Origin of the sequence: Paenibacillus hebaui, assembly GCF_051934385.1 — a bacterium.
Classification (GTDB): Bacteria; Bacillota; Bacilli; order Paenibacillales; family Paenibacillaceae; genus Paenibacillus.
On the sequence record NZ_CP196836.1, the window covers coordinates 1,137,283 to 1,163,244 of the forward strand.

General features: G+C 47.9%; 21 protein-coding genes. 17 read left to right on the plus strand and 4 right to left on the minus strand.

All coding sequences use genetic code 11. The annotated features are described in order from the left end of the window. Positions 1 to 197: 197 nt before the first annotated feature. The 3 genes from ACR32F_RS05085 to ACR32F_RS05095 all read left to right on the plus strand — a co-directional run bounded on the left by ACR32F_RS05085 (position 198) and on the right by ACR32F_RS05095 (position 4,314). Positions 198 to 1,979, plus strand: coding sequence for an ABC transporter ATP-binding protein (locus tag ACR32F_RS05085; RefSeq protein ID WP_440116766.1), 1,782 nt, complete (start codon positions 198 to 200; stop codon positions 1,977 to 1,979). Next, positions 1,960 to 3,801, plus strand: a complete 1,842-nt coding sequence (locus ACR32F_RS05090; RefSeq protein ID WP_440116768.1) for an ABC transporter ATP-binding protein — start codon at positions 1,960 to 1,962, stop codon at positions 3,799 to 3,801. The genes ACR32F_RS05085 and ACR32F_RS05090 overlap by 20 nt, the downstream gene beginning before the upstream one ends. A gap of 198 nt (positions 3,802 to 3,999) precedes the next feature. Then, a complete protein-coding gene (locus tag ACR32F_RS05095) occupies positions 4,000 to 4,314 on the plus strand; it encodes a hypothetical protein (RefSeq protein WP_440116770.1) in 315 nt (104 codons plus the stop codon). 42 nt (positions 4,315 to 4,356) lie between these two features. Here ACR32F_RS05095 and ACR32F_RS05100 read toward each other — a convergent pair whose 3' ends face one another. Next, positions 4,357 to 6,114, minus strand: a complete 1,758-nt coding sequence (locus ACR32F_RS05100) for a bifunctional metallophosphatase/5'-nucleotidase (RefSeq protein ID WP_440116772.1) — start codon at positions 6,112 to 6,114, stop codon at positions 4,357 to 4,359. A 271-nt stretch (positions 6,115 to 6,385) separates the two neighbouring features. Between ACR32F_RS05100 and ACR32F_RS05105 the strand changes: the two genes are divergently transcribed. The 4 genes from ACR32F_RS05105 to phnE (ACR32F_RS05120) all read left to right on the plus strand — a co-directional run bounded on the left by ACR32F_RS05105 (position 6,386) and on the right by phnE (ACR32F_RS05120) (position 9,987). Beyond that, the gene (locus tag ACR32F_RS05105; RefSeq protein ID WP_440119690.1) at positions 6,386 to 7,342 is read left to right on the plus strand and encodes a phosphate/phosphite/phosphonate ABC transporter substrate-binding protein; all 957 of its coding nucleotides are present in this window, start codon (positions 6,386 to 6,388) and stop codon (positions 7,340 to 7,342) included. 175 nt (positions 7,343 to 7,517) lie between these two features. Next, a complete protein-coding gene (gene phnC / locus ACR32F_RS05110; protein WP_440116774.1) occupies positions 7,518 to 8,315 on the plus strand; it encodes a phosphonate ABC transporter ATP-binding protein in 798 nt (265 codons plus the stop codon). Further along, positions 8,312 to 9,184 carry a phosphonate ABC transporter, permease protein PhnE gene (gene phnE / locus ACR32F_RS05115; RefSeq protein WP_440116776.1) on the plus strand — a complete coding sequence of 291 codons (873 nt, stop codon included), beginning with the start codon at positions 8,312 to 8,314 and terminating at the stop codon, positions 9,182 to 9,184. The genes phnC and phnE (ACR32F_RS05115) overlap by 4 nt, the downstream gene beginning before the upstream one ends. Further along, positions 9,181 to 9,987, plus strand: a complete 807-nt coding sequence (gene phnE / locus ACR32F_RS05120; protein WP_440116778.1) for a phosphonate ABC transporter, permease protein PhnE — start codon at positions 9,181 to 9,183, stop codon at positions 9,985 to 9,987. Before phnE (ACR32F_RS05115) ends, phnE (ACR32F_RS05120) begins: the two co-directional genes overlap by 4 nt. A gap of 568 nt (positions 9,988 to 10,555) precedes the next feature. Here phnE (ACR32F_RS05120) and ACR32F_RS05125 read toward each other — a convergent pair. Both ACR32F_RS05125 and ACR32F_RS05130 read right to left on the minus strand, forming a co-directional pair. Beyond that, positions 10,556 to 13,357 carry a DUF5689 domain-containing protein gene (locus ACR32F_RS05125; RefSeq protein ID WP_440116780.1) on the minus strand — a complete coding sequence of 934 codons (2,802 nt, stop codon included), beginning with the start codon at positions 13,355 to 13,357 and terminating at the stop codon, positions 10,556 to 10,558. A 203-nt stretch (positions 13,358 to 13,560) separates the two neighbouring features. Beyond that, entirely contained in the window at positions 13,561 to 14,037 is a 477-nt protein-coding gene (locus ACR32F_RS05130; RefSeq protein ID WP_440116782.1) for an RNA polymerase sigma factor, read from the minus strand. 211 nt (positions 14,038 to 14,248) lie between these two features. Between ACR32F_RS05130 and ACR32F_RS05135 the strand changes: the two genes are divergently transcribed. The 7 genes from ACR32F_RS05135 to ACR32F_RS05165 all read left to right on the plus strand — a co-directional run bounded on the left by ACR32F_RS05135 (position 14,249) and on the right by ACR32F_RS05165 (position 23,742). Continuing rightward, the gene (locus ACR32F_RS05135) at positions 14,249 to 14,962 is read left to right on the plus strand and encodes a response regulator transcription factor (protein ID WP_440116784.1); all 714 of its coding nucleotides are present in this window, start codon (positions 14,249 to 14,251) and stop codon (positions 14,960 to 14,962) included. Beyond that, positions 14,959 to 16,410 (plus strand): sensor histidine kinase, encoded by a 1,452-nt coding sequence (locus tag ACR32F_RS05140; protein ID WP_440116786.1) that lies wholly within the window; start codon positions 14,959 to 14,961, stop codon positions 16,408 to 16,410. The genes ACR32F_RS05135 and ACR32F_RS05140 overlap by 4 nt, the downstream gene beginning before the upstream one ends. Further along, positions 16,407 to 17,564, plus strand: coding sequence for a hypothetical protein (locus ACR32F_RS05145; RefSeq protein ID WP_440116788.1), 1,158 nt, complete (start codon positions 16,407 to 16,409; stop codon positions 17,562 to 17,564). The genes ACR32F_RS05140 and ACR32F_RS05145 overlap by 4 nt, the downstream gene beginning before the upstream one ends. A gap of 222 nt (positions 17,565 to 17,786) precedes the next feature. After that, a complete protein-coding gene (locus ACR32F_RS05150; RefSeq protein ID WP_440116790.1) occupies positions 17,787 to 18,470 on the plus strand; it encodes an ABC transporter ATP-binding protein in 684 nt (227 codons plus the stop codon). Positions 18,471 to 18,488: 18 nt separating this feature from the next. Continuing rightward, entirely contained in the window at positions 18,489 to 19,859 is a 1,371-nt protein-coding gene (locus ACR32F_RS05155) for an ABC transporter permease (RefSeq protein WP_440116792.1), read from the plus strand. 29 nt (positions 19,860 to 19,888) lie between these two features. Continuing rightward, positions 19,889 to 20,965 (plus strand): efflux RND transporter periplasmic adaptor subunit, encoded by a 1,077-nt coding sequence (locus ACR32F_RS05160; protein ID WP_440116794.1) that lies wholly within the window; start codon positions 19,889 to 19,891, stop codon positions 20,963 to 20,965. 611 nt (positions 20,966 to 21,576) lie between these two features. Then, positions 21,577 to 23,742 carry a glycoside hydrolase family 6 protein gene (locus ACR32F_RS05165; protein ID WP_440116796.1) on the plus strand — a complete coding sequence of 722 codons (2,166 nt, stop codon included), beginning with the start codon at positions 21,577 to 21,579 and terminating at the stop codon, positions 23,740 to 23,742. A 139-nt stretch (positions 23,743 to 23,881) separates the two neighbouring features. Here the strand turns inward: ACR32F_RS05165 and ACR32F_RS05170 are convergent, their stop codons facing one another. Further along, on the minus strand, positions 23,882 to 24,706 hold the full coding sequence (locus ACR32F_RS05170; protein WP_440116798.1) for an HAD-IIB family hydrolase: 825 nt from the start codon (positions 24,704 to 24,706) through the stop codon (positions 23,882 to 23,884). Positions 24,707 to 24,795: 89 nt separating this feature from the next. Here ACR32F_RS05170 and ACR32F_RS05175 point away from each other — a divergent pair, with 89 nt between their 5' ends. From ACR32F_RS05175 to ACR32F_RS05185, 3 genes are read left to right on the plus strand one after another with little or no spacing between them, the layout of a single operon-like run. Further along, the gene (locus tag ACR32F_RS05175; protein ID WP_440116800.1) at positions 24,796 to 25,038 is read left to right on the plus strand and encodes a LacI family DNA-binding transcriptional regulator; all 243 of its coding nucleotides are present in this window, start codon (positions 24,796 to 24,798) and stop codon (positions 25,036 to 25,038) included. A 17-nt stretch (positions 25,039 to 25,055) separates the two neighbouring features. Further along, on the plus strand, positions 25,056 to 25,445 hold the full coding sequence (locus tag ACR32F_RS05180) for a hypothetical protein (RefSeq protein ID WP_440119691.1): 390 nt from the start codon (positions 25,056 to 25,058) through the stop codon (positions 25,443 to 25,445). A gap of 2 nt (positions 25,446 to 25,447) precedes the next feature. Further along, positions 25,448 to 25,777, plus strand: coding sequence for a substrate-binding domain-containing protein (locus tag ACR32F_RS05185; protein ID WP_440116802.1), 330 nt, complete (start codon positions 25,448 to 25,450; stop codon positions 25,775 to 25,777). Positions 25,778 to 25,962 lie beyond the last annotated feature (185 nt).

Sequence of the window (25,962 nt, forward strand, 5' to 3'; positions counted from 1 at the left end):
AAAGTTGAGAAAATTATTGCATTCAGGAAAATCAGGGTAATAAGATTAGAAGAGGGTTCATGAAATGCGCTATACTAATCATATACGTACATAGAAAAGGTTACATAATGGACAAAGTGGAGAAACCAACATGAATAACGGAGTGTCCGGGAAGAAGGCATGTACCATAAGGGGCGCTCCGGGCCGGAGGAATGGTTATGATCAAGCTGTTGTACTACTTGAAGAAATACCGAGTTGCCGCCATTGCAGCCTTGGTCATGATGCTGATTGAGTTGACCGTCGAACTGGCTCAGCCTTATCTGATCTCGAAGATCATTGATAATGGTATCCAGCAAGGAGATCTGTCAGTAGTTTGGCTATGGGGTGGGGTACTTGTGGGCAGTGCCGTCGTGGCGTTTGCCGCGGGAATAGCGAGTTCTTTTTTTGCGTCACATGCGAGTCTCGGCTTCGGTTACGATCTGCGGGAGAAGCTGTATGACAAAGTGCAAGCGCTCTCTTATGCGGTGTTCAACCGTTTTACGACATCATCCCTGATCACCCGATTGACCGGGGATGTCACACAGGTGCAGGATACGGTGTTTATGAGTCTGCGATTCATGACACGTGTGCCGCTGGTGGTGATCGGCAGCATGATCATGGCTGTAGTGGTGAATCCGAAGCTGGGTCTGCTGCTCGTCGTGATGGTGCCTGTACTGCTCGTCGTTGTAATCTGGATGATCAAAAAGGCAGCGCTGCTGTTCCGCAATGTGCAGCGCAGACTGGATGCCGTCAATGGAGTCATCCAGGAGAGTTTGACAGGCATTCGGCTGATCCGAGTCTTCGTTCGGATGGGCCATGAGATTGAACGCTTTGCCGTATATAGCGGCAAGCTGATGAAAGGTACCATCTCCGCGCTGCGCCTGACGGAGACCACGATGCCGTTTATGCTGCTTATGATGAACGGTTGTATTATCGCCGTGCTATGGTTTGGACGCCGCGATATTGTTTCTGGCAGTGCAACCGTAGGTGAGGTTGTAGCTGTCATCAACTATTTGCTTCGTACGATAGGGGCCATGTCTGCACTGTCTTGGATTCTGGTAACCTTCTCCAGAGCGAGTGCGTCAGCACAGCGGCTGAATGAAGTATTTGATACGGAGGATGTATCGGAAGCTGCTTATCGTGAAGGAAACGGAAAAAGGAACTCAAGCCGATCTGCGCAAAGCGGAAAGGAGGCATCTCTTGTGATTCGGGGTGCCGTTGAATTCCAGGGCGTCGGCTTCAGCTATCCGAACAGTGAGATTACGGTACTTGAGGATATCACCTTTTCAGCCAAACGTGGGGAGCGTATCGCGATCATGGGCGCAACCGGCTCCGGGAAATCCTCTCTGGTTCAGCTTATTCCAAGGCTCTACACCGAGGATGCAGGCAAGGTGCGGATTGACAGCATGGATGCGGCCCGCCTGGATATTTCAACGCTGCGCCGTGCCATTGGATATGTGCCACAGGAGGTTGTGTTGTTCACAGGCTCGGTGCGCGATAATATTGCTTGGGGCAGGGAGGACGCCACGCTGGAAGAGATTAAGGAAGCAGCGAAGCGTGCGCAGATTCACGATACGATTGAGAAGCTGCCGAATGGCTATGATACACAGTTGGGTCAACGCGGGGTTAATCTGTCCGGTGGGCAGAAGCAGCGGCTCTCGATCGCCCGTGCGTTGGTCCGTCGTCCAAGCATTCTCATTCTGGATGACAGTACCAGTGCACTGGATGTAGCGACAGAAGCAAGGCTGCTGGATGCGCTGGAAGAGCTGTTGTGTACCACGTTTATTATTACGCAGAAGATCAGTTCAACCACCTCTGCGGATCTGATTCTGTTGTTGGACGATGGGCGCCTGATTGGACAAGGGAAACACGAGGATCTGATGGATTCATCCGAACTGTATCGCCGAATCTATGAATCACAATACGGGGAGGGTACACCACATGTTCAAAGCATTCATTGAACCTTTCCGTCAGCCCCCACCGCCGATTGATCCCGAGACGCTGAAGGCAGGTGGAGGACGCAAGCCGAAAGCGCGGGCCAAGAACTGGTCCGGTACGTTAGGCCGGATCTGGACGTATCTGGCACGTCGTAAGGTCAAGCTGACGATGGTGCTGCTGATGGTATTTGCAAGTTCCGCATTGGCTTTGCTTGGTCCATATATGGTCGGCGTGGCGGTAGACAAATTCATTGATGGCGAGGCTACAAGCTCCAGTTGGACGACATTTCTGCTTGGTTTGGCGGGAGTCTATATTCTATTTTCCCTGTCGTCCTGGCTGCAAAATATATGGATGATCGAAATCGCTCAGGAGACTGTGTTCCGTATGCGGTATGATCTGTTCTCGCATCTGCACAAGCTCCCGATTCCGTTCTTCGGCAAACGTCAGCAGGGTGAGATTATGAGTCGTGTTACTAACGATATCGAGAATGTCAGCAGTACGCTGAACAGCTCGGCTATCCAGATTTTTTCGAGTGTGTTAACACTGCTTGGAACGTTTGGTGTGATGCTCTGGCTCAGCCCACTGCTGACCTTGCTAACATTTATCGTTGTGCCTCTCATGGCACTTGGCATGCGCTGGATTACGCGTAGAACCGGGCCGCTCTTCAAGGAGCGGCAGCGCAACCTGGGGGAACTCAATGGTTATATCGAAGAGACGTTATCCGGGCAGCGGATCATCAAGGCATTCTCCCAAGAGGAGCGGGTGATTCGTGGTTTTGAGGAACGGAATACCCGAATCCGAATTTCCGGGTTCTGGGCACAGACGATCTCTGGTTTTATCCCAAAACTGATGAATGGATTGAATAACCTGAGCTTTGCGATTGTCGCGGGCATCGGTGGTATTCTGGCGATTCAGGGTTCGGTTACGGTTGGGGTAATTATTATCTTTGTGGAATATGCCCGTCAATTTACCCGTCCGCTGAATGATTTGGCGAATCAGTGGAATACGTTGTTGTCCGCGATTGCCGGGGCTGAGCGTGTGTTCGAAGTGCTGGATGAGGATGAGGAAGCGAAGGATGAAGGCGCTGCGGTATCTTTGGATAAAATGGAGGGCGCCGTTCGCTTCGACAAGGTATCCTTTGGATACGATGAAGGTCGGAACATTTTACATGAAATCAGCTTTGAAGCCAAACCAGGTGAGATGATTGCCCTTGTGGGCCCGACCGGAGCGGGGAAAACGACACTGATCCAGCTGTTATCCCGTTTCTATGATCCGACGAGTGGCATGTTAACCGTAGACGGTCGCGACATGACAACCATTCGACGTGAGAATCTGCGGTCACATATGGCGTTTGTCCTTCAGGATTCATTTCTGTTTCAGGGTACGATACGGGAAAATATTCGTTTTGGCCGCCTGGATGCGACCGATGTAGAAGTGGAAGCAGCCTCCCGGCTGGCGAATGCCCATTCATTCATTGTGCGAATGAAGGACGGGTACGACAAAGTGCTCCAGGCCGACGGGAGCGGCATTAGTCAGGGGCAGAAGCAGCTGCTTGCCATTGCCCGGGCCATTCTGGCTGATCCGTCCATACTCGTTCTAGATGAGGCGACCAGTAGCATCGATACCGTCACGGAGATCAAAATTCAGGAAGGGCTGCAACGTCTGATGCAGGGGCGAACCAGCTTTGTCATTGCCCACAGGCTGAACACGATCCGCCAGGCAGATCGAATTCTTGTGCTGAAGGATGGTCAGCTTCTGGAGCAAGGCTCGCATGACGCATTGCTGGAACAAGGCGGCTTCTACAGCGAACTGTATTACAGTCAACTGCGGAAGAAAGCGCAATAGTAATTTTAGGATAAAGGGGATACGCATTAGATGGTTTGTGGTTATACAAAAAAAGAGCAGGGATGGGACATGATGCTCCTCATTCTTGCTCTTTGTTTGCATATTTCCTTGAAGAAAAATGGGAAATAGAACCATGACGGTATGTAAACAGGTGGATATACTGGAGTAAGTTCGTTTTTAGGGAGGTTACCATCGGTTTTGAAAAATGAAAAAGTCGCACATAGGCTTATTCTCTTTAATGGCATTTACGCTATCACGCTTTTGCCCTATCCTTTTGTATTGATGATGAGTCTATACATATATGCCTATAGTCAGTCAAGTGATCACGCGTTGTTGGACATTATAACAGCAGGCCTCATGGCCACTTATCCTATTGGTGTGTTAGTCTCGTTTATTTGTTGGGCATTCTATCATTCCGGCAAATACAAATGGGCTATGGTGACTGCGAACTTGTTTCTGGTTTGGTTAGTTGCTTTTCTAATCGTTGTCCTTATTTCTGATTATATCGTTTAAAATAAAGAGCAGATCCTGTGATCAGGATCTGCTCTTTCGCATTTAACTGCCAACAACTTTCCAGTTGTCCGCCTGCTCCACCGTTAACGGCTGATGCCTGCGAATATAATCCTCCACTAATGCCGCCATATCCGTGGCACCTTCGTGCAGTACCTTTTTCCCCGGATACATCGCATAATCACCGCCGCCAGCAGCGCGGTAGCTGTTCATCACCACAGAGTAGGTGCCATTCATGTCCATTGGCTGGCCTTCACGTTCCAGCTTCACAACTCGACTTCCCACAGGTTGGGAAATATCCAGCTCATATTCGAGACCAGCCCACATGTCGTAATTATAATGCTGCGGTTTGGGTTGCATGTAAGTAGGATTGACGACAACTTCGCCCAGAGCATCCACTTCAAAGTATCTTGCCGTTTGCTCCAACGCTTCTCGTATATCCTGACCACTAAGCTCAAGCACCGTCAGTGTATTAGGATATATGAAATTGGATAACACGTCCCGAACGGTGATATGGCGCCCAAACCCACGCGCCTCTTCACTCAGCAATGCGGTATTGGACAGCTGAGCCCCGGTCGCTTCCATCTGCACCTGATGTACAAAATCAATGAATGGATGTGCCTTGAGCCGCAGAGCCGTGGCATCTGTAATGGACAAGTCTCCAGCTACTTCGCCAATCGGCTGGTCCAGCCATGCCTGTGCTTTAGCTTCAAGCTCGTCCGTGAGCTTCATAACCGCAGCATCGGGCTGCACGTTAATACTTTCATCCAAAAGCAACAAGCGAGCCTTTGTGCCTGTAATCGTCCACTTTCCATCCGGTAATCGTTCCAATTGAACGGATACATGCCCCGCACCATTTCCACTGAATCCAGGTTGAATAACAGTAACTCCATGGATATTAGCGGTGAGCTGACGATGTTGATGCCCGGTGAGCAGAACGTCAATTCCTTCAATGTCCCGGCAGATGGCGTATGCCTGATTCTCCCCGGTTAACCGCTCGGCAGGTTCGCCCGTCTCCAGGTCACTCTCAAATCCACCGTGATAACTGACTACGAGCACATCTGGTTGCTCATGCTCACGAATGTAATGGACCCAAGTTCGGATGGTCTCCAAGGCGTCAAGGAACTGCAAACCTTCAATATTCTTTGGATGTTCCCAGTTGGGAATGTAATGTGTGGTTGCGCCCAGCAGAGCGATTTTGACACCCGAAGACAATGTTTTGATTAGATAAGGAGGCCCAAAGGCAGGTATACCTGCTCCAGAGGGTGCAATGGGCCATGCTTCTTCATCTGGATTTCCTCCATATGAATGGATCACGATCGTGTCGTCCTGATACGTTTTGTACGATGGGTGATCGTCGGCACGTTGTTGTTCAACTATACTTTCATCATCTCTTTCATGATCTTCCTTATGCCGGTCCATAACAATATTGGCTGACAACCAAGGGAAATGGGATGCTTGAACTGCTTTCCGCAGCAAGTCCTGACCGTAGTTAAATTCATGGTTGCCCATCACGGCAGCATCATAGCCGAGTTCATTCAATACTTTAATGAAAGGATGAACTTCGTGATCCGCCACAAAGGAAGCAGCGTATGAGGCCAAAGGAGAACCCTGCAACAGATCCCCATTATCCACGAGCATCAGTTCAGGTGAGCGTTCTCGCTCTTGGCGAATCAACGAAGCGAGCAGAGCAAGACCCGCCGGACGGTAAGCATTGGTATTGTAATGAATGGGGCGAATAGCCCCATGCAAGTCGCTGGTTACCATAATGTCGAAGATAGACGTGTTTGTGATTGATGTCATTTTACAATCTCCTCTATATATATCAGTTTAAAATAGAGCACAGTGTGAATTCCGGCATTTCTACATATAGTTCAGCTCGGTATCAGACCATAATGAGCCTATTCTAACAGATATGAGTGCCTCTGACAGCCTGACAGGAAACTTTACAAAACTCCAAATTTCACTTCACATCGCGCAAATATATGACAGCTATAGTAGACAAGTATTGAAAAATAGAAACTCTTTGGAGGGTGTTCGTTTGAAGAAGTCTGCTTTATTTTTACCATTGTTGATTCTGGTTCTGTTTCTAAGTGCTTGTGGGTCTAACAGTAGTACAACAGGTTCGGCTAACGGGGCGGGTACGAGTTCCAATGCTTCTGGTACGTCTACCGATTCGGCAGAAACAGACAAAGCCGCTGAAGGTTATGTACCCACCGAACTGACCGTGCAATTCGTTCCATCACAGAATGCAGACACGCTTGAAGCTAAAGCGAAACCACTTGAGAAGCTGCTTGGCGACAAGCTGGGCGTCCCGGTGAAGGTCAGCGTATCGACAGACTACAACACCATTATTGAAGCAATGGCTTCCAATAAAGTGGACGTAGGTTTCCTGCCTCCGACGGCTTATACACTTGCCAAAGAAAAAGGCGCAGCCCAAGTTATTCTTCAGGCACAACGTTTCGGTGTGAATGATGAGACTGGAGCTCCAACCGAGCAACTGGCAGATTCGTATAAATCCATGATTATTGTGAAAAAAGACTCCCCGATCCAATCCATCGAGGATCTGAAAGGCAAAAAAATCGCCTACCAGAACGTAACGTCTTCCGCTGGTTATGTATGGCCGGCAGCATTGTTGCTTGATAGAGGTATTGATCCATTGAAAGACGTAATGCCTGTAACCGTTAAGGGTCATGACCAAGGTGTGATTGCCGTATTGAACGGTGACGTTGATGCAGCTGCAATTTTCCAGGATGCCCGCAATACGGTAGCCAAAGACTATCCGACGGTATTCGAAGATACTCGTGTATTGGCGTTCACAGAGCCGATTCCTAACGATACAATCGTAGTACGTACAGACATGAATGCTGATTGGACAGCAAAGATCAAACAAGCTTTTATCGACATCGGTAAAGACCCGTCCGGTCACGAGATCATCAAAGAAATCTACACACACGAAGGTTATGTGGAGTCGGATGACAGCAAGTTTGATATCGTTCGTGAGTATGGCGAGAAAGTGAAAACCGAGTAGTTTATATCCAAAAGTAGTTCGCTATCATTTTGCTTTGAAGTAGCTTTCATTGATTGGAACAGCTTTATCGTAGCAGCGGGCAGGCCAGTTCAGCGTGATATACGCTGCGCTGGCTTGTGCCATTACTGCGGCCGGCCTTATGTAAGACCATATTAACGAAAGAAGGATTACCGCCATGATTGAGCTTTATAACGTAACGAAAACATATGCTAACGGCACCAAAGGCCTGAATAATATTAATCTGAAATTTGAACAGGGAGAATTCATTGCCGTCGTTGGTTTATCCGGTGCGGGGAAATCGACGCTTTTGCGCTCCATTAACCGACTTCATGATATCAGTGAAGGTGAAATTTTGATTAATGGCAAGTCGATCACAAAGGCGCATGGCAAGTCACTCCGCATGATTCGTCGGGATATCGGCATGATCTTTCAGAGCTTCAATCTGGTGAAACGTTCCAGTGTGCTCCGCAACGTACTTGCTGGGCGTGTGGGGTATCACTCCACGATGCGTACCATTTTGGGTCGTTTTCCAAAAGAAGATACAGAACTCGCATTTGGAGCGCTCGAACGGGTGAATATCGCGGAAAAAGCCTATTCCCGTGCGGATCAGCTGTCCGGTGGACAGCAGCAACGTGTGGCCATAGCTCGTGTACTTGCGCAGGAAGCCAAAATCATTTTGGCGGACGAACCCGTCGCATCACTCGACCCACTGACCACGAAGCAGGTTATGGATGACCTGAAACGCATTAATCAGGATCTCGGTATTACCACCATCGTCAACCTTCACTTTATTGATCTGGCAAGAGAGTATGCAACCCGTATTGTCGGTTTGCGGGCAGGCGAGGTGGTATTCGACGGCCCGGTTGAAGAAGCAACGGATGAGCGATTTGCAGAGATCTACGGCAGACCGATCCTGGCTGACGAATTGCTGGATAAACAGGCTGTGCATGAGCAGGAAGAAGTACTGGTATGAAAGGATCTGCCAACGTTCCACTTCATAACCCATTGCAGAACGGGAAGGGAAGGAAGCCACCTGGAGCTAGCCCTGAACCCGGCCTGGACCCCGTAGCTCACCGACCAAAACCACCGGGACGAACCAAACATCTGCTCACCTTGGTCATCATTCTGCTTCTTTTGTGGGCAAGTGCCAAACAGACTGATGCCAGCTTCAGCGAGCTAATCGAAGGTTTCCCGAATATGCTGGATCTGCTGAAGGAGATGTTTCCTCCGCGTTGGACTTACTTTGATAATATCGTTCAGGGCATGCTGGAGACCATTCGAATGGCACTGATCGGAACAACGATCGGCGCAATCATCGCAATTCCGGTTTCCATTATCTGTGCGGGTAATCTGATGCCAAGTCGCTGGATCTATTATCCAGCTCGTTTTGTGTTGAACCTGATTCGTACTGTGCCTGATCTGCTGCTGGCTGCACTGTTTGTTGCCGTATTTGGTCTGGGACCGATTCCCGGCATACTGGCACTAGCCGTGTTCTCGGTTGGTCTGATCGCCAAGCTGACCTATGAGACGTTGGAAACGATTGATCAGGGACCGCTGGAAGCGATGACGGCTGTCGGCATGAACCGGATCCAGCTGATTATCTATGGTGTAGTGCCCCAACTGGCTGCTCAGTTCACATCCTATGTTCTGTATGCCTTCGAGATTAACGTAAGGGCAGCAGCAATTCTCGGGCTGGTAGGAGCAGGGGGGATTGGACTGTATTATGAAGCGACACTTGGATTCCTGGAGTATGACAAAACGAGTGTTATCATTCTGTTTACCCTTGTCATTGTCCTGATCATTGATTATGTAAGTACTAAGCTGCGGGAGAAATTGTTATGATGAAAAATGAAATAAGCCGCATCCGGCCTAAACCACGAAAGAACCCGATGCGCTGGGTCATTGTGTTACTGCTGATTCTTGTGTATGCCTGGGCACTTGCAGGTGTACCGTTTACCGGTTTCAAGGAAACCGCCGGCCAGATCATGAAGGCGATCGTCGCCGGAATATTCGCACCAGATTGGAACTTTGTATATCTTCCTGAGGGAGAAGATCTGCTGCGGGGGCTTTTGGATACGCTGGCGATCTCGGTGCTGGGTACAGTGATCTCGGCTGTACTGTGTATCCCGTTTGCGTTCTGGTCTGCTCGCAATATGAGTGGGCATCGCTCTATCTCGGGTGCAGGCAAAATGGTGCTGAGTTTCATCCGTACGTTTCCCGAGATTATCATGGCCCTGCTGTTCATCAAGGCTGTAGGCCCCGGATCGTTCGCAGGGGTACTTGCCCTTGGACTGCACTCCATTGGCATGTTAGGTAAATTGTACGCGGATGAAGTTGAAAATATCGACTATGGACCATCTGAGGCGTTGCTTGCTTCCGGAGCCAATCGCATGCAGCAGTTGTGGTTTGCCATCCTGCCGCAGGTTATGCCTGGATTCCTGAACTATACCTTGTATCGTTTCGAAATTAATGTACGTTCCGCGACCATACTGGGTGTAATTGGAGCAGGGGGGATTGGTACACCGCTGATCTTTGCACTGAGCACACGGAACTGGCCGCGAGTAGGTATAATTCTGCTGGGTATTATCGTGATGATCACGATCATTGACCTGATCTCGGGGTATATTCGCAAGAAGCTGGTGTAGTTTTATAGGTGAGTTGAATTATGGATTAATGAGAGGGCTATCAAGTGCTGGAATCACTGCACGGATAGTCTTTTTTTAATAAATTGAAAAATGGGGCATTTCTATTATTGTTTGATTTAATATTCGTTTATTTGTAAAATAAACCGATTTTCATATGTAAAGGAGGTGAATATCTTTTTTCGGATTTTTTTACTTGTTGTTGTAGCCATATTGAGTGCTTGCGGTGGATTGGTATTTTTAAATTTTATCATTACGCTTATGTTAACCATGGGAGACACGGGCCTCATTATTTTCAGTGGACCGCCAAAGAAACAGACCCTCTTATACCTGTCATTAACGCTACTACCGTTTGTCCTCGCTTTGTATTTCCTAAATAGGAAAAAACAATATGTATGAAACATCTACACAACAACGCAGATGAAAGAAATAACCTTAAGAGGAAGCGGAAGGAATATCATTTCGAGGATTGAGTTACTTATCATAAAAGCTATATTAAACATTATAAAAAAACCGAAACCACGCAGCCCCGTGAATCAGGCAATGTTGGTCTCGGTTTTTTATTCATTTCTTAGCTAGCCAAAGGCAGCGCTTTTGTCACCTGTACCGTAATGGTCTCTGTGCTCGTCACACCAGCTGCATTAATCAGCTCTGCACGGTACGTGTACGTTCCATTAGCATGACCCGACAAGTCAGTCGTAGTACTTTGAGCAGCAGGTGTTGCCGCGTTCAACGCTTGTGTATCAATCAATACATCATTCTCATAGAGACGGTATTCTGTTGCGTTCGTACCCCACCAGAGGTTCATCGACACATTGTAATTTCCATCGCCGTCCCAATTGTTCTGGGACAATACAGCTTTGCCAGGGGCAGCATTCGCAACTTGTACCGTGAGTATCTCACTACGAGTTGCGCCCTTGGAGTTAGTCAGCTCGGCTACATAGGTATAGGTACCGTTAGCTTTACCATTAATCGTTGTTTTGGCGGATTGAGCCGCTGGTGTAGCAGCAGTTAACTTTTGTGTATCCACAAGAACGTCATTCTCATACAGTTTGTATTCTGAGCCATTTTCGCCCCACCACAGATTCATACTAACAGTGTACGAGCCTTCAAGCAGACCGTTGGTATGACCATTATTGGAGGAAAGCACCGGTTTACCCGGTGCTTCTACAGCAGGAGTGGAAGGCACTTCGCCCCCACCTTCCTCAACAGCTGCAAAGTCGTTCAAGCTTCTAGGCTTTAGTTGAAATACGTCTTTGAAAATAGCTGAAACGCCTGTGATATCAATCTTGTCACCTGCAGCATAAGGGAAGGACGTTTCTGTCACACCTGTACGTGTATCTACACGGATGTGTGTACTTGTTCCATCCGCTGCCGCTGCGTCAAATTCAAAAGAACCAGCAGGGGTAGCACTGATGATATTCTCGATTGTTACATTTTTCAACTGAACAAGTTGACCTTGGTTTGCATCATTGATTGCTGCAACCTCGATTGGAGCTGGAACGGAAGCGGTACCTGTTTTCTCAATCGCAATGACATCTGTAAGCTCGAACTCGCTGTTATAGATGGTTGTTGCTGCAGTTACCTTAACCTTGTCACCTGCATGGAAGCCGCTGGTGTGCTGGAATACGTAGATACCGGCGGTATCATCTTGAAGATAGAAGGCTTGTCCACCAAACGCACCCGGCTCTGTCGTCACCACACCTTCGATGGTTACGGTAGTGCCAACGGCTTTGGTGCGTGCTTCAGCAACCGTGATGGCTGCTGGGATCGGTCCTTCTTCTTCTGGAAGCTGCTCAGCCGGAACATTACCAACCGTCACGGCATTGGTGATCAGGTTACTGCCGTTCAGACGCAGACGCAAGCTGGCAGCGCCCGTTGTACCCGGTTTGATGCGGACGTTCAGATCTTTGATCGCCCGGCCTTTGCTGTCCGAGGTTACACTGAATGTGGAGCTATAGCCGTACGAAGTCGGCCAAGTACCACTTTCATTCTGAATCATGGCAACCTGTGTTCCGCCAGTCAGATAGATCCCGGCACTATAGCCGGATACGGTTGTGTTCGGAGGCATGTTCTCCACAACCACACGAATCTGAAAGTCTTCTGCATTCGGAAGTGTATCTTGTTTCACGAAGCTGTAAGCAGCGTTCGCACTGGATGCAGGTCCACCGTAAGAGCCAGCCTTGAACGTGGAACGATCGTACCACTTGTATCCGGCGGCAGGTGCGGACCAAGGTTCAGCCTGTGGTTCTGTGGAAGCAGCGGGCTCTTCGAATGGCAGCAGCGCTGTAGCTGTGTCCAGTTCAAGTCCGTTCACTTCAGTCAGACTTGTGTAGTTCTCTTGTGTAGCGAGCCAGTTCACGGTGTTAACCAGCAACACCGCATCATCCGCTTCTTTGAAGCCGTCATAGGTTGTTTTGCGTGTGCCTGTCTCTTCACGCAAGTATTTTGGCGATGCATCTTCCACTGGAGAGGAGTCGCCGATGAAGGCAGCCTTACCTGCGCCCAGTTTGGAAACAGCTACGTAAGGACCTTCCTCGATCCCGCCACCGTTGTAGACGCCTTGGTCTACCGCGTTATTCCATTTGGCGTTGGTTTTTGGCAGGTAGACAATGCCTTTTGCCTTTTCCGGATCGGTGATGGCGAGGGTTGAACCGGCATGCATGGCTACACCCGATACTCCTTCCGTGATCCCGAAGGCTTGATCTGCCGGTACAACGATATTGGCGTTGATATCGCCAAGTGCGTTATAGCGGAATCGTACGCCGAAGTTATCGGACAACCAGTCCGAGCTGGTTACATTTTGCATGGCTTCCGAGTTACGCTCATCTGTGCTCATGCCTTTGGCCGGATCTTCAAAAGCTCCCCGACGATAGCCGTTGATGACTTCGGAGCCATCCCAGCGATTTTTGTTACGGTCAGCATTGTAGTGATCTCCAACAAAGAAGATACTACCGCCCGTTTCAACATATTGCTTCAAGGCTGCCTGTTCGGATGCTTTGAAAGGAACTTGAGGCTCTGCAATAACGAATACGTTATACTCTTTCAGATCATCATAGGTAAATGGAGTCGTTTTGCGAAGTTCTTTTACATCATAACCGTCATTCGCGAGTGCATTCCCGAAGTCGGAGAAACCTCCATCGATAACCCAGTCTGCGGCTCCAGCCGTCTGGCCGTGTGAGTTGTCGAACAATACTTTCTTACCTGCATTTTCGTTAACAACCTTCGCCTGGATGAACGGTGCCGGGTCTGTCGGTCCTTCCGCATGAACCGATGCATCTCCGTTCCATAATCCGATCTGAAGCGGCAAAGCCATGGACAATGCCAGGAGTGATTTTAACCAAACTCCCCGCATACGTGTCAAATTACCCAATCAAATCCCTCCCAAATAGTAGTTGATTCATGAGTTCGTCCATATTCTACCACATGAAAATCTCACATAGTCATAACAATTTGTAAAAATTAACTCGATATTTGTAAAATTGGGTCTTTTGACATGTCGGTAGGCATTTGAATTCGTTTAGGTTCATTCGATCTGCCACAACATGTTGATTTCGCGTAAACAAAAAGCCATCTCTAGGAGATGACTTTGGCTCGAATTCGATTTACGGCATGGAAGACAGAGGATTTAATCATGCCTTCACTGCGGTTCACCAGCTCTGCCGTTTCCTTGATGGAGTATCCATGGATGAGGCGCAGCTTTAATATTTTACGATGCTCGGTGTTGTTAATATGGGAGACCAGGTCGTTAACACCTTCATTAATTTCCAGATGGGGTGTATCGAAGTGATGGGTGGGTGCTTCCAGCCGGCTGTCGCGTCTTAGCGTACGGGTACGCCTGCGAAAGCTGTCCATGGCAAGATTACGGGCAATTCGTTTGAGATAATAGAGAAGCCGATCTTCAGGAATATCGACGGTCACGTTCATCAGTCGAATGAAGCAATCCTGAGCCAGATCCTCGGCGTCCTGTGGTTGTTTGACGATATGGGATAGATACCTTGTGATTTCTGATTTATAGTTAACATAAGCGTCATTGATACGTGTGTTGTTCATATGATGTGAATCCCCCTTGGATATAGATCAGGCTTGGGTCCGGTCTGGTTTGAGTCTCTTATATTGCAAGTATATCGTGAGTTTGTTTCTAAAACGTTAAGAGTTGTATCGGAGTTGTAACATTTGGCGCTTTCCTCTGTTCAAGCATACAACTTGGGATACAAAATATAGGCAGATGAAATTCATAGAGCAGGGAGATTATGAAGGGATTATGAGACAAAAAGAAATTTTGATTATTGAGGACGAAGAGTCCATTCGCGATATTCTGTCTTATTCATTACGCAAAGAAGGATTCAGGATCAAGGAAGCTGCTTCGGGCAAAGAGGGGCTGGATCTACTTCGAGACTCGAAGCCGGATCTGATTCTGCTGGATTTAATGCTGCCTGACATGAGCGGTTTTGATGTGTGCAGACAACTATCCGTGAATTCCAAGATACCGGTCATTATGATCACAGCGAAGTCGGATATGCTGGACAAGGTACTTGGCATGGAGCTGGGTGCGGATGACTATATTACGAAGCCTTTTGATATCCGCGAGGTGGTTGCGCGCATTCGAGCTATCTTTCGCCGAATTGATCTTATTAGCGAGACGCTGGAGAATCAATCCTATGAAGTTGTAAGACTCGGCAAGCATATTGAGATCCGCAAGGATGAGCGTGAAGTGTGGAAGGACGGGGAACGGGCAGGACTCACGAATAAGGAATATGATCTGTTGTTATTTCTCGTGAATCATCATCGGAAGGTGCATACACGTTCTGAACTGCTGGACAAGGTATGGGGTTTTGATTTTGCAGGCGATACCCGAACCGTAGATATCCACGTACAACGGATTCGCAAGAAATTGGATAGTGGTGTGCAAGGCATTTCGATGATTGAAACGGTATTTGGTGTGGGGTACAAGCTGAATATTCAGGTGCAGACATGAAATGGACGATCCAGTTCAAAATGGTGGTGCTATTCTCGGTCATTGTCTTTATCGGATTCTCGGCTCTGCTGATCCTTTCCAATAAGGTAGCTCAAGAGAATATGTACCGGGAAGTGCACGAGGACATGGTACAATCGAAGAAAAACCTGGATATCGCGCTGAATCAGTACTTCCTGATTCATAACAAACGAATGAGCAGAGACTCGCTCGAAGCGGGAAACCGCGAGTTAGCGGAGCAGATTGGTTCAGCCGTTGGCGGGAACATAACGGTATACCGTCCCAATGCTTCTCCATACGGCTCTGTTGCCAATGGGGTATCGGATATCCCTGATGTAAAGGAAGCTGCACAGTCCCGAATTGCATACACTACAGTGGTGGACAATGGACGGGTCACTGCCAATCTGTCCTTCCCACTCCGAAGTGATCAACAATTGATAGGTATTGTACAGTTGGAGAAGGATTACACCGACCTGTACAAGCGTAACCTCCGTTTCCAGAATACGATCAAGCTGTTTGCAGCCGCTATTTTTGTATTTGTGTTTATCGCATCGATCTTTATTTCCCGGAAAATCACACAACCCATCCGTGTGCTCACAAAACGTTCTGCGGAAGTGGCTCAGGGGAGCCTGAATGCAGATATTCAGATTACAACGAAGGATGAAATCGGTGAACTGGCTTCAAGCTTCACCGCCATGATTGATCGGGTTCGGGAGCAGATTGATGTGATTGAGCGGGAGCGGGACGAAGGGAAGCAAGTGCAGGCGCGAAGTAAGGCCTTTTTTGACAATGTGACGCATGAATTGAAGACACCGCTAACGACGATTCTGGGATACGCCCAGATTTTGCGGGATAACGGATTTACCGATCAGGACTTTTTTGACAAAGGCATGAATTATATTATCAAGGAAAGCCGTCGGCTCAACACGATGGTTGCTGATATTCTGGAGGTCTCCGTATCCTCGGCTGTTATCCAGTCCTATCGATTTGATCGTATGGATGTATCGGATATTATACGGGAAGCTTGTGAAGATATGTCAATTAAGGCAGGCAAGTATAATATAGGCATCCACTATGAGTTGGAGGAACATCTGTATCTCCAGGGGGATCGTGACAAGTTAAAGGAGGTATTCCTTAACGTTCTGGATAACTCGGTCAAATACAGTTACGTGAATTCGATTATTGAAGTACAGTCCTTCCGGTTGGGTGATATCATAGCTATTGTGATTCGTGATCAGGGGGAGGGGATTGGTGCGGAAGCGCTCCAGCATGTATTTGAACCCTTTTATCAGGATAAAGGAATCAACAGAGCTGAGAAAGGAAGCGCTGGGCTGGGGCTGTCTATTGTGAAGAACATCGTTGAGCGTCATGGAGGAACAGTGGAGATGAAGAGCATCATACAGAAAGGGACACAAGTAAATATCAGTCTTCCGGGGGAAATGAACGCATGAGACATCCTGGATTTTGGCGTAATAACCGCGACAGGCTGATGTTGTCAGGGCTGTTGATCGCATTTGTCGGCGGAATCTTCGGTATTGGCAGCCTGTTCAGTATCGGGAATCTCAAGCCGCGAACTGTCATTTTGCCAAGTGAGCAATTCAATAGCCGTCTGGCACCGCCTCCGAGCAGTACCATCCAGATCGAGTCGGCTACCAAGATTCCGAATGATTTTGCCATCTATGACTTTGACGTGGTCGATCGGGATACCCTTGTCGTCAATGGTCCAGATCATTCGTATTCTGGTCTGCAATTGTTCCTGCTGAATCTGGATGATAATCAGGTCAAAGATATCGGAGGCAATACCGATTATGGGGTTGCACTGAGTCCGGATCGAAAGAAACTGATCTACTCACAATATCGTGCTGGTCAGACACGGAGAACCATATTCGAATATGATATCGAGAGTGGAGAACGCCGCAAGCTTGGAAATGATAACTCGTATTACAGACAATTTGTGGGGAATAACACCTACATTGGTCAGGATGATCTCACGCTTAAACAGATGGATCTGAGTACAGGCAAGAAACGTGTGTTATACACACACAAAGAGCTCCTGACCAGAGTAACGGGCATGAGTGAGGCGAAGAGTCCGAGTGACACATTTATTATTATGGATGTATTCGAAGTCAGTCAGGATATGAAACAGGTATATATCTTGGCCATGTTGAAGGACAAGTTCACCATCTATGGCGTCTCTCTGGAAGATGATCGTGAAGTGAAGACGTACATGACCATGAAAGACATACAACAATTCAGGCCGCTGAAGAATGGGGATATGATCATTCAGGGGGAAGTTGATAACGTACAGGGGTTGTACCGGTACCGTGCGGAGCAAGATCAGCTGGACCTGCTGGTCAAGGGGACATCGTGGAACTTTGATCTGGCCGCAGATGAATCGCATATTGCCTATGTTCGCTCAATAGAGAATCAAAAAAATGAAGTGCATATCGCTTACCTGAATGACAGTAAACTGTCATCCGATACGGTGATCTACCGCAATATTGATAACTTCATCAAGCTGAAATGGATTAATGATGAACTATTTGTTGTGGGCAGCTCGACGGAAAAAAGCGAACTATACCGATTTAGCTTCAGAGCCTGGTAAGTTTGTGAAAAGGATACGAAAAGAAGACAAAAGAAGACAAAAGAAGACCTCGTCTGGCAGAACGGGCTGTAGCCCATCTGCTGACAGGGTCTTTTTGCGTTTACATTTTACAAATTGGATACAACTCCGGCCAGCTCGGATACATCTCCACTCTATAATGAAAGGGGAATGTGCTACCCGAATCTATACATATTCAGCAAGTAGAAAGGAAGACATGCACGAATGCTTCAAGTTGAACAATTATCCCATTCATTCCGCAATGCGCAGGGGAACGTGCCAGTGCTTCAGGATATCAACCTCACAATTGATGAAGGCAAGATGGTGGCCCTGCTAGGTAGTTCAGGCTCGGGTAAGTCGACCCTGCTGAATCTGATGGCTGGATTAATGAAGCCCGATCAAGGCAAGATTCTAATCGCAGGGCAAGATATCGTACGTTTCGGCGAAAATCGTCTGGCCGAGTTTCGGCGCAGCCACATCGGGTTTATTTTCCAATCCTATGAGCTGCTGTCCAATCTGACGATCCGGGAAAATGTGGAGCTGCCTCTGGTATTCATGGGTATTAGCCCATCCAAGCGTAAAGCGAAGGCGCTCGGTCTGCTGGATCAGGTTGGACTGGGTGAAAAGGCAAATCTGTTCCCGTCCCAACTGTCAGGTGGTCAACAACAACGTGTCAGTATAGCACGCTCGCTCATTACCGAACCCTCGGTTATTTTTGCAGATGAGCCTACGGGAAACCTGGATACCGAGACGGAGAAAGAGATTATTGCCATTTTGCAGCAGCTCAACCGGGATATGAATACCACCTTTGTCATTGTGACACATGAAGCAGAGGTGGCTGAGCAGATGCAGGTCGTGCTTACACTGCAACATGGAATACTGGTTGAAGAGCCTGTAAGGGAAGTTTGAGGCAAAGGGAGAGGAATTGTGAGAATACGGGATGTAATACGTATGGCCTGGGGACAGATCATTCGCAGGAAAATGGTGACACTGCTGTGTATGTTGGGTCTGTCCATCGGCTCTGCGGCCATGATCATTGCACTTAGTATAGGGCAGTCCGTACAGACATATAGCGAGAAAACATTGAATGATAATTACAAGATGGATGAAATAACGATTATGCCCAATGAAGGTATCAAGACGGGGAATGGCAGCGGAAGCGGACAGAAAACGAAGTTTGAACGAGGGGCGCTGACTATGGAGAAGATTAAGATCATACAGCGACTTCCCCATGTTATCGCTGTGGCTCCCATGCTAAAGCTGGATGCACTCGATATGGTGCTTCCGGACGGACGCAGTTCCTATGTGGAAGTTGTCGGTACGGAGCTGGATACGCTGAGCGGATTCGGATACCGTTATGCACAAGGAAGTGGTGCCGGAGACGGTCGGATTGCGGTGGCGAATTACGGGGCGACGTTCGGATTCATTGATCCCAAAGTCACCCAGAAGTTATTTGAGCAGCTGAATGCTGATCCCTACAACAATGAGCTTTTGCAACAGTTTACAGACATGTCGTCCATACAGGATCAGCTTATGCAGCAGCGTATTCAATTTCGCTATGAAGATTTCTCGAATGGAAGGAAGACCAAAACGAGTGGATCGGTTCGGGTGTCTGGAGAACTGACGAAGCCTTCCAACATGGATGATATGAGTGCTCAAAACGATAAAAAGGTATATCTGCCGCTCGATACAGCTCGTGCGTTGCAGGATGAACTTGGGTTACAACAGGCGGACGGTACTGCGACCAAGCATCTCAACTCGGCCCTGGTCAAGGTAGAGGATAAACGCTATGTATCCCAGGTCGAGGAACAGATTAAAAAGCTGACGTTAAACACACAGAGCAATCTGTTCCAGGAGGAAGCAATGGCAGGCCAGCTGGCCATGTACCAAAAAGCAGCATTAGGGATCGGTGGTTTTATCATGCTGCTAGCCTCGCTGTCCATTATTGTAGCGATGATCATGTCTACACATCAGCGGCGTAAGCAGATTGGTGTCATGAAGGTGCTGGGAGCGAATCTGTGGCAAATTCGCCAGATGTTCATTACGGAAGCAGCAATGCTTGGATTAATGGGCGGTGTGGCCGGTGTAGGGATTGCCTTTGCTGCCCTTGATGGAGTGAACAGTCTGCTCGCGAGTCAGATGGCAGATCAGCAAAATGGACCGATGACCGTGATTATTCAGCAGTCGGCTTTGCCGTTAGGCATCGTATTTGCGGTTCTGGTAGGTATTATCTCTGGCATCTATCCAGCGATTAGTGCCTCTCGGACCAATGCACTGACTGTGATCAAGTCGATGTAAACTCTATCAGTGAAAGGGAATATGGGCACATGAAGAAATGGATCAATATCATCATCACAGTTGTACTCCTGGCAGGGGCGGGGTACTGGCTGTATGAAAAGTACAAGCCAAAACCGGAGGCACCTGCCGAGATTCCGCCACCGATCACCTTTGATGTGACACAGGAAACGATGACACAATCGGTACAGGTGAAGGGGAAATCCGTGTATACCGATCAGACGGATGTCTTCGCTCCGTATGCTTCCAGCATCAAGCAATGGCATGTGAAAAGTGGTGAACAGGTGAGCAAAGGAGATATCCTGTTTACTCTCGATACTGCTGCGTTACAAACGGAAGTAGAACAGTTGCAAAGCGATCTGGAGAAAGCTCGGCTGGAAGATAAAATGAATCAGGTTAGCCTGGATCAGGCGAATATGAGCGAGGCGCTTGGAGTGACGGAAGAGGAGCGTAGGAAAGCATTTGCTGACCGGGAGGGCAAACGCCTGACGAGTGAATTGAATCAAAAAGCGCTGGTCCTCAAGGAGAAGGAGATACAGAAAAAGCAGGCAGTGATCAGCAAGTCTGTTGTGTATGCTTCCGCTTCCGGTATATTTCAGATGAATGAAGAGGACAGCAAAACACGTGTAGTTACGGAAGGACAGCTTATGGGGTCCATTACGAACATGACCAAACTGAAATTCATGACGATTGTTGGTGAGGAAGATATGTTCAGGCTCAAGGTGGGTATGCCGGTTAAGGTACGAATGACGGCGCAGAAAGATCTGCAATTCACTGGAAAGGTGAGCAAGATATCCAAATTCGCCCGCAAGAGTACCGACACGGATCTCAAGCAGGCCTCCCAGTTTGATGTGGTCATTGAACTGAAGCCGGATGCCAGAATGTTTGGAGGTGTGAGTCTGGAAGGGGATATAGAGACGATGCGTAAGGATAAAGTTACCGTTGTGTCCAGTCTGGCGATTATGCGGGATCAGGCCGAACCTTATGTCCTGTTAGACAAAGGCAATGGACAGACAGAGCCGCTGAAAATTCAGTCTGGAATGGAGTCGGGGGACAAGACGGAAGTGGTCAGCGGGTTAAAACCGGGAGATATCGTCGTTCTGCCCTAGACATAGCTTTAAGGGAGGTAGGGGTAGCGTTATAGGTAGATGACCAAGTATAGGAGCGGGCGATTCGCCCTTGTTCAACATGAGGTTCATTGTGGCATATTGCCAGGGTGGACCTGTTTTATGGCTTGGGGAGAGAGATCTTTAAATTCCTGCTTTTATTATGGAAAAAAATATAATTAATTTTAGTTAATTCAATTTACAGTAATATTTACATGACGTATAATCAGTACATAAGGAGGTGAACACCCAACATCAATTAAAGATGGATAGGCGAAGTCCTTTTTTTAAACCACTTATAGTAAGCGCTTACCAAAATGAAAGTCGGAGATTCCTTATTCCTTTTTCACCCTTCTTCATGGTTAACACACGTGTAACAACACCCACTACATTGTATTCACATGTTCGACCCCACACACACTGTTTGTTCACTTGATATTCCAGTCATTTCTTGTAGCCGTGCCATGCCACTATGTTGCGTTTCGTAATTAAACTATTTTTTCTGGAGGTGATACACACAACTCATCCGAACGTTCTCTTCGTGCTAAGTATCATAATGACACAGAGGATCAGACATGAGTACAACCCAATCTAACTAAAGGAAAGGTGGAACTATGAAGACTAAGTTGAAAACCAAATCAAGAGGTAAGAAGATCCTGCGAAAAGGTGTAAAACAAATACTGGCAGCAACGATGCTTGCGGCGGGGATTTTCCCAGGCATGGCTCCAGGCGTGACTCAGGCGGCCGAAGCCCATGTGAATAACCCGTTTGTCGGAGCTACGGCATATTTAAATCAGGATTATTCCGCTCTCGTGGATACGTCCATTGCGCTCACCAGTGATGCTTCGTTAAAGGCCAAGATGGCAACGGTCAAATCGTACCCGACAGCAGTCTGGATTGACCGTATTGATGCCATTAATGGCGGGGTAAACAATGCCGGACGCAAGAGCATCGAGGAACATCTGGATGCCGCACTTGCTCAAAAGAAAGCCGGCACACCGATTACCGCTTCATTCGTTATCTATAACCTGCCCGGCCGGGATTGTCATGCACTCGCATCCAACGGTGAACTTCCACTAACACAGGCCGCCCTACAGACGTATAAAACGGATTATATCGATGTGATTGCGGATATCTTTGCAGATCCCAAGTACCAAGATATTCGCATCGTGGCGATCATTGAACCGGATAGTCTGCCTAACCTTGTGACCAATCTGAGTACTCCGGCCTGTGCACAAGCCAGCGCAACAGGCATCTATGAAGATGGGGTCAAGTATGCACTGGACAAGCTGCATGCCATTCCTAATGTGTATAACTACCTGGATATCGGCCACTCCGGCTGGCTCGGATGGGACAATAACCGTACCGGCGCTATTGCCCTGTATACCGACGTGGTAAATGACACAGCGGCAGGGCTGAACAGTGCAGATGGTTTCATCACGAACACTGCGAATACCACGCCTACCCATGAACCGAATCTGCCTAATCCGGATCTGAATATTGGTGGACAACCGATTCGATCCTCCGATTACTATGAATGGAACCCGTACTTTGATGAAACGGATTTCACTGCAGCACTCTATTCCGGATTTGTACAAGCTGGATGGCCGAGCAGCATGGGCTTCCTCATTGATACCAGCCGTAATGGTTGGGGTGGGGTGAACCGCCCAACATCGGCTACAGGCAGTAACATCAATACCTATGTGAATTCTGGCCGGGTCGATAAACGGGATCATCGTGGCAACTGGTGTAACAACAGCGGTGCTGGCATAGGTGAAGCACCTAAAGCTGCTCCGGGCCCTGCACATCTGGATGCTTATGTGTGGGTCAAACCTCCAGGTGAGTCCGATGGCTCCAGCTCCGAAATTCCGAACAACGAAGGCAAAGGCTTCGACCGGATGTGTGATCCGACCTTCACAACTCGGGATGGCGTATTAACAGGCGCATTAGCTAATGCTCCAGTATCGGGTCACTGGTTCCATGATCAATTCGTGACACTGGTGAAGAACTCATTCCCTGTTCTGCCTGCAAGTAACGGTGGGGGGAATCCTCCGGGCGGAACAACAGCTCCGGCAGCACCAGCGGCAGTGACGGCTTCTGCTGGTAACGCCCAGGTCTCCTTGACGTGGACTGCTTCCACAGGGGCAACGAGTTATAGTGTGAAACGTGCACTGAGTGCATCGGGTCCATTCACAACGATTGCTGCGAATGTGAGCGGTGCAACGTATACGAATACAGGTCTGACGAACGGAACAACGTATCACTATGTGGTTAGTGCCGTGAATGCTGTTGGAGAGAGCGTCAATTCCGCAGCTGCTTCTGCTACACCACAGAGTGTGGTTGTTCCAACCAGCGATCTTGTTTTGCAATATCGCTCGGGAGATACCAATGCTACGGACAGCCAGATCAAACCTTTTTTCAACATTAAAAATATGGGCAACACCGCTGTAAATCTGAGTGACTTGAAGATTCGTTATTATTTCTCCAAAGAAGGCACAGCAGCGATGGATTCTGCGATTGACTGGGCTCAGGTGGGCGGAGCCAATATCGAGCGTACCTTCACAGACTCGTATGTTGAGCTGAGCTTCACAACTGGCGCTGGCAGCATTCAGGCGGGTGGACAATCCGGGGACATCCAACTCCGCTTGTACAAAACAGACTGGAGCAATTTGGATGAATCCAATGATTATTCCTACGATTCAACCAAAACTTCCTATCAGGACTGGAACAAGGTGACCCTCTACCAAGATGGAAACCTGGTCTGGGGTATTGAGCCTTAGACGTCTGAGGTCTGTTCACTAGGCAAGTGTCATAACTTGATGAGCTTGATCATCTATCCACATGTAAATACCGCCACTCTCCGTAATGGGCAGTGGCGGTATTTTTATATGCTGTAAAAGGCGTAAACACCAAAATCAATTACTTCCCAAAAATATGCCTGCATACATGTAAAATCCCCTCTGCATAAGGATAAGGAGCTACATTGTTGTGGCCTGATTTCGCCTCTGCCGTTGCATTCTGGAGAAGATATCCATGGGCAACCATCTGTAGCATTTCAATATCATTTCCACTGTCACCGAAGGCCAACGTTTTGTCCAGAAGTACCTGATTGTACTCCATCAGGAATTGCACAGCCGCTTTTTTACCCGTCCCTATGGGGATAAAATCGACATCATATGCGTTCTCCGGATCACCCGCCTTGGGGTTGCTTTGATTGATATTGATTCCGATCCCGTGATGTGCAGCCAGATGTCGGATGGTACTTATATCATATTGGGTTTTGTCTGGTGATACGGCATAATAATAGTTCATTTTATATGCGAATTGACCAAATTGAGTCTGCTCATGAAGCACAATGTTGAATAATGACTTTAATTGGTTAATTAAATCTTCTACCGTTCTTCGGGTGAATCCAGATTGTCTTATGATCTCTTCCCATGCAGGAACAGGGATCAGTTGTCCGTCAGGATCGACTTCCCACATCTCTGTGCCCAGATTGCTCGCTATAAAATGGGGGAGCTGCGTCATGCCGGCCATGTTCATTTTGGACTGTATTTGCGGAAAGCTGCTTCCGGTGACCCAGGCTATCTTTACTTGAAGATCTCTGGCAAGCTGCTGAAGATATTTTTCCAGTGCATATACCATTTCGAGTTGTTCGGGCAAGCATTCATGCGGATAATATGTTTCATCAAAATCGAAAAATATCAGATACTGTACTACAGCGGGTGTAAAGGTGGTTTGCATCAGTATGAATTCCTCCTACAGTTTGCTAACCATATCATAGTTGCTGGGAACGTTCCCAGGTCAATACTTTTCATAGGAGGTGTTTTGTCATGCCTACCATAATTGATATTTCACGCGTAAGTGGTGTCTCCAAATCAACTGTATCACGAGTGCTAAACGATCATCCTCACGTCTCTATTGAGAGCAGACAAAAAGTACAGAAGGCGATTCAGGAATTGGGATATATTCGCAATACACATGGGGTTCAGTTCAGATTACAGGCAACCCATCATATTGGGGTGCTTGTCCCGGATGTGGAGCATCCTATTTCAGCAAGCTTGTTAGTGCATTAAGTCAATCTTTAGGCTCAATAGGGTATCAACTTGTCATCTATCAGACTCAATTATCCCGTGAGTACGAACAGGAAGTTTGCGCCAGATTGTTGCGTCGGGAAATGGATGCTGTCATTATTACCCATTCCCAACTTTCGGAGAGAGAAATTAAAGAATGTATTGGTTCCGGTATCGCAATCATATGCAACGAAGCTATGGATGGAGAGTTTCTCGATGTCTTTCGATTGGACGAAGAAGATGCGGTTTTTCAAGCGACATCGTATTTGCTTTCCAGGGGACGCCGTTATCTGTTTTTCTGCATGGACCACCTGACACCCTTACAAGAGAAGAGATGGAATGGTTTTCAACAGGCTCATCAACAGTTCGGACTTTCGTGTACAGAATCACAATGCTACAGGGGGTGGTGACTATGGAGGATGGTTATGCCCTGGGAGAACAATTATTCGCTTCGGATCAAGTACCGGATGGAATGATCACGGGCAGTGACTTTGTAGCTACTGGCTTATTGAGAGCAGCGAAGCAAAGGGGAATAGGGGTGCCGGAAAAAATGTCTCTCATCGGGTTTGATAACCATCCTGTCGGATTGATGACTACTCCTGAACTGACCACATTAACCAATTGCATTCCCGATATGGTCCAGGATGTTATACAATGCCTTACCCGGCGACTAAAGGGCATGCAATATGCTCCGATAACGAAAACCTATAAGACTTCTCTGATCATACGCAATTCTACTTGAAATAAGAGAAGCGAGAAGCGAAAGGTGAAGGAAAAAGGAGAAATAAGGAATAATAAGGAATGATAAGGAAGAATGATGGATGATGAAGTCCTTCTTTTGGATGACGAGGCTCGGCAGGCCAGGCTCATAAACACTGAATATTGATCGTTTTGGACGGATATTTGCCTATGTCGGAGCAGGCAGGG

Bases quoted from the DNA above. Each gene is read 5' to 3' on its own strand.
- ACR32F_RS05165 (WP_440116796.1), top strand. From the start codon at position 21,577: ATGAAGACTAAGTTGAAAACCAAATCAAGAGGTAAGAAGATCCTGCGA.
- ACR32F_RS05135 (WP_440116784.1), top strand. From the start codon at position 14,249: ATGAGACAAAAAGAAATTTTGATTATTGAGGACGAAGAGTCCATTCGC.
- phnE (WP_440116776.1), top strand. From the start codon at position 8,312: ATGAAAGGATCTGCCAACGTTCCACTTCATAACCCATTGCAGAACGGG.
- ACR32F_RS05085 (WP_440116766.1), top strand. From the start codon at position 198: ATGATCAAGCTGTTGTACTACTTGAAGAAATACCGAGTTGCCGCCATT.
- ACR32F_RS05160 (WP_440116794.1), top strand. From the start codon at position 19,889: ATGAAGAAATGGATCAATATCATCATCACAGTTGTACTCCTGGCAGGG.
- ACR32F_RS05170 (WP_440116798.1), bottom strand. From the start codon at position 24,706: ATGCAAACCACCTTTACACCCGCTGTAGTACAGTATCTGATATTTTTC.
- ACR32F_RS05100 (WP_440116772.1), bottom strand. From the start codon at position 6,114: ATGACATCAATCACAAACACGTCTATCTTCGACATTATGGTAACCAGC.
- ACR32F_RS05185 (WP_440116802.1), top strand. From the start codon at position 25,448: ATGGAGGATGGTTATGCCCTGGGAGAACAATTATTCGCTTCGGATCAA.
- ACR32F_RS05145 (WP_440116788.1), top strand. From the start codon at position 16,407: ATGAGACATCCTGGATTTTGGCGTAATAACCGCGACAGGCTGATGTTG.
- phnC (WP_440116774.1), top strand. From the start codon at position 7,518: ATGATTGAGCTTTATAACGTAACGAAAACATATGCTAACGGCACCAAA.
- ACR32F_RS05175 (WP_440116800.1), top strand. From the start codon at position 24,796: ATGCCTACCATAATTGATATTTCACGCGTAAGTGGTGTCTCCAAATCA.
- phnE (WP_440116778.1), top strand. From the start codon at position 9,181: ATGATGAAAAATGAAATAAGCCGCATCCGGCCTAAACCACGAAAGAAC.
- ACR32F_RS05150 (WP_440116790.1), top strand. From the start codon at position 17,787: ATGCTTCAAGTTGAACAATTATCCCATTCATTCCGCAATGCGCAGGGG.
- ACR32F_RS05130 (WP_440116782.1), bottom strand. From the start codon at position 14,037: ATGAACAACACACGTATCAATGACGCTTATGTTAACTATAAATCAGAA.
- ACR32F_RS05140 (WP_440116786.1), top strand. From the start codon at position 14,959: ATGAAATGGACGATCCAGTTCAAAATGGTGGTGCTATTCTCGGTCATT.
- ACR32F_RS05090 (WP_440116768.1), top strand. From the start codon at position 1,960: ATGTTCAAAGCATTCATTGAACCTTTCCGTCAGCCCCCACCGCCGATT.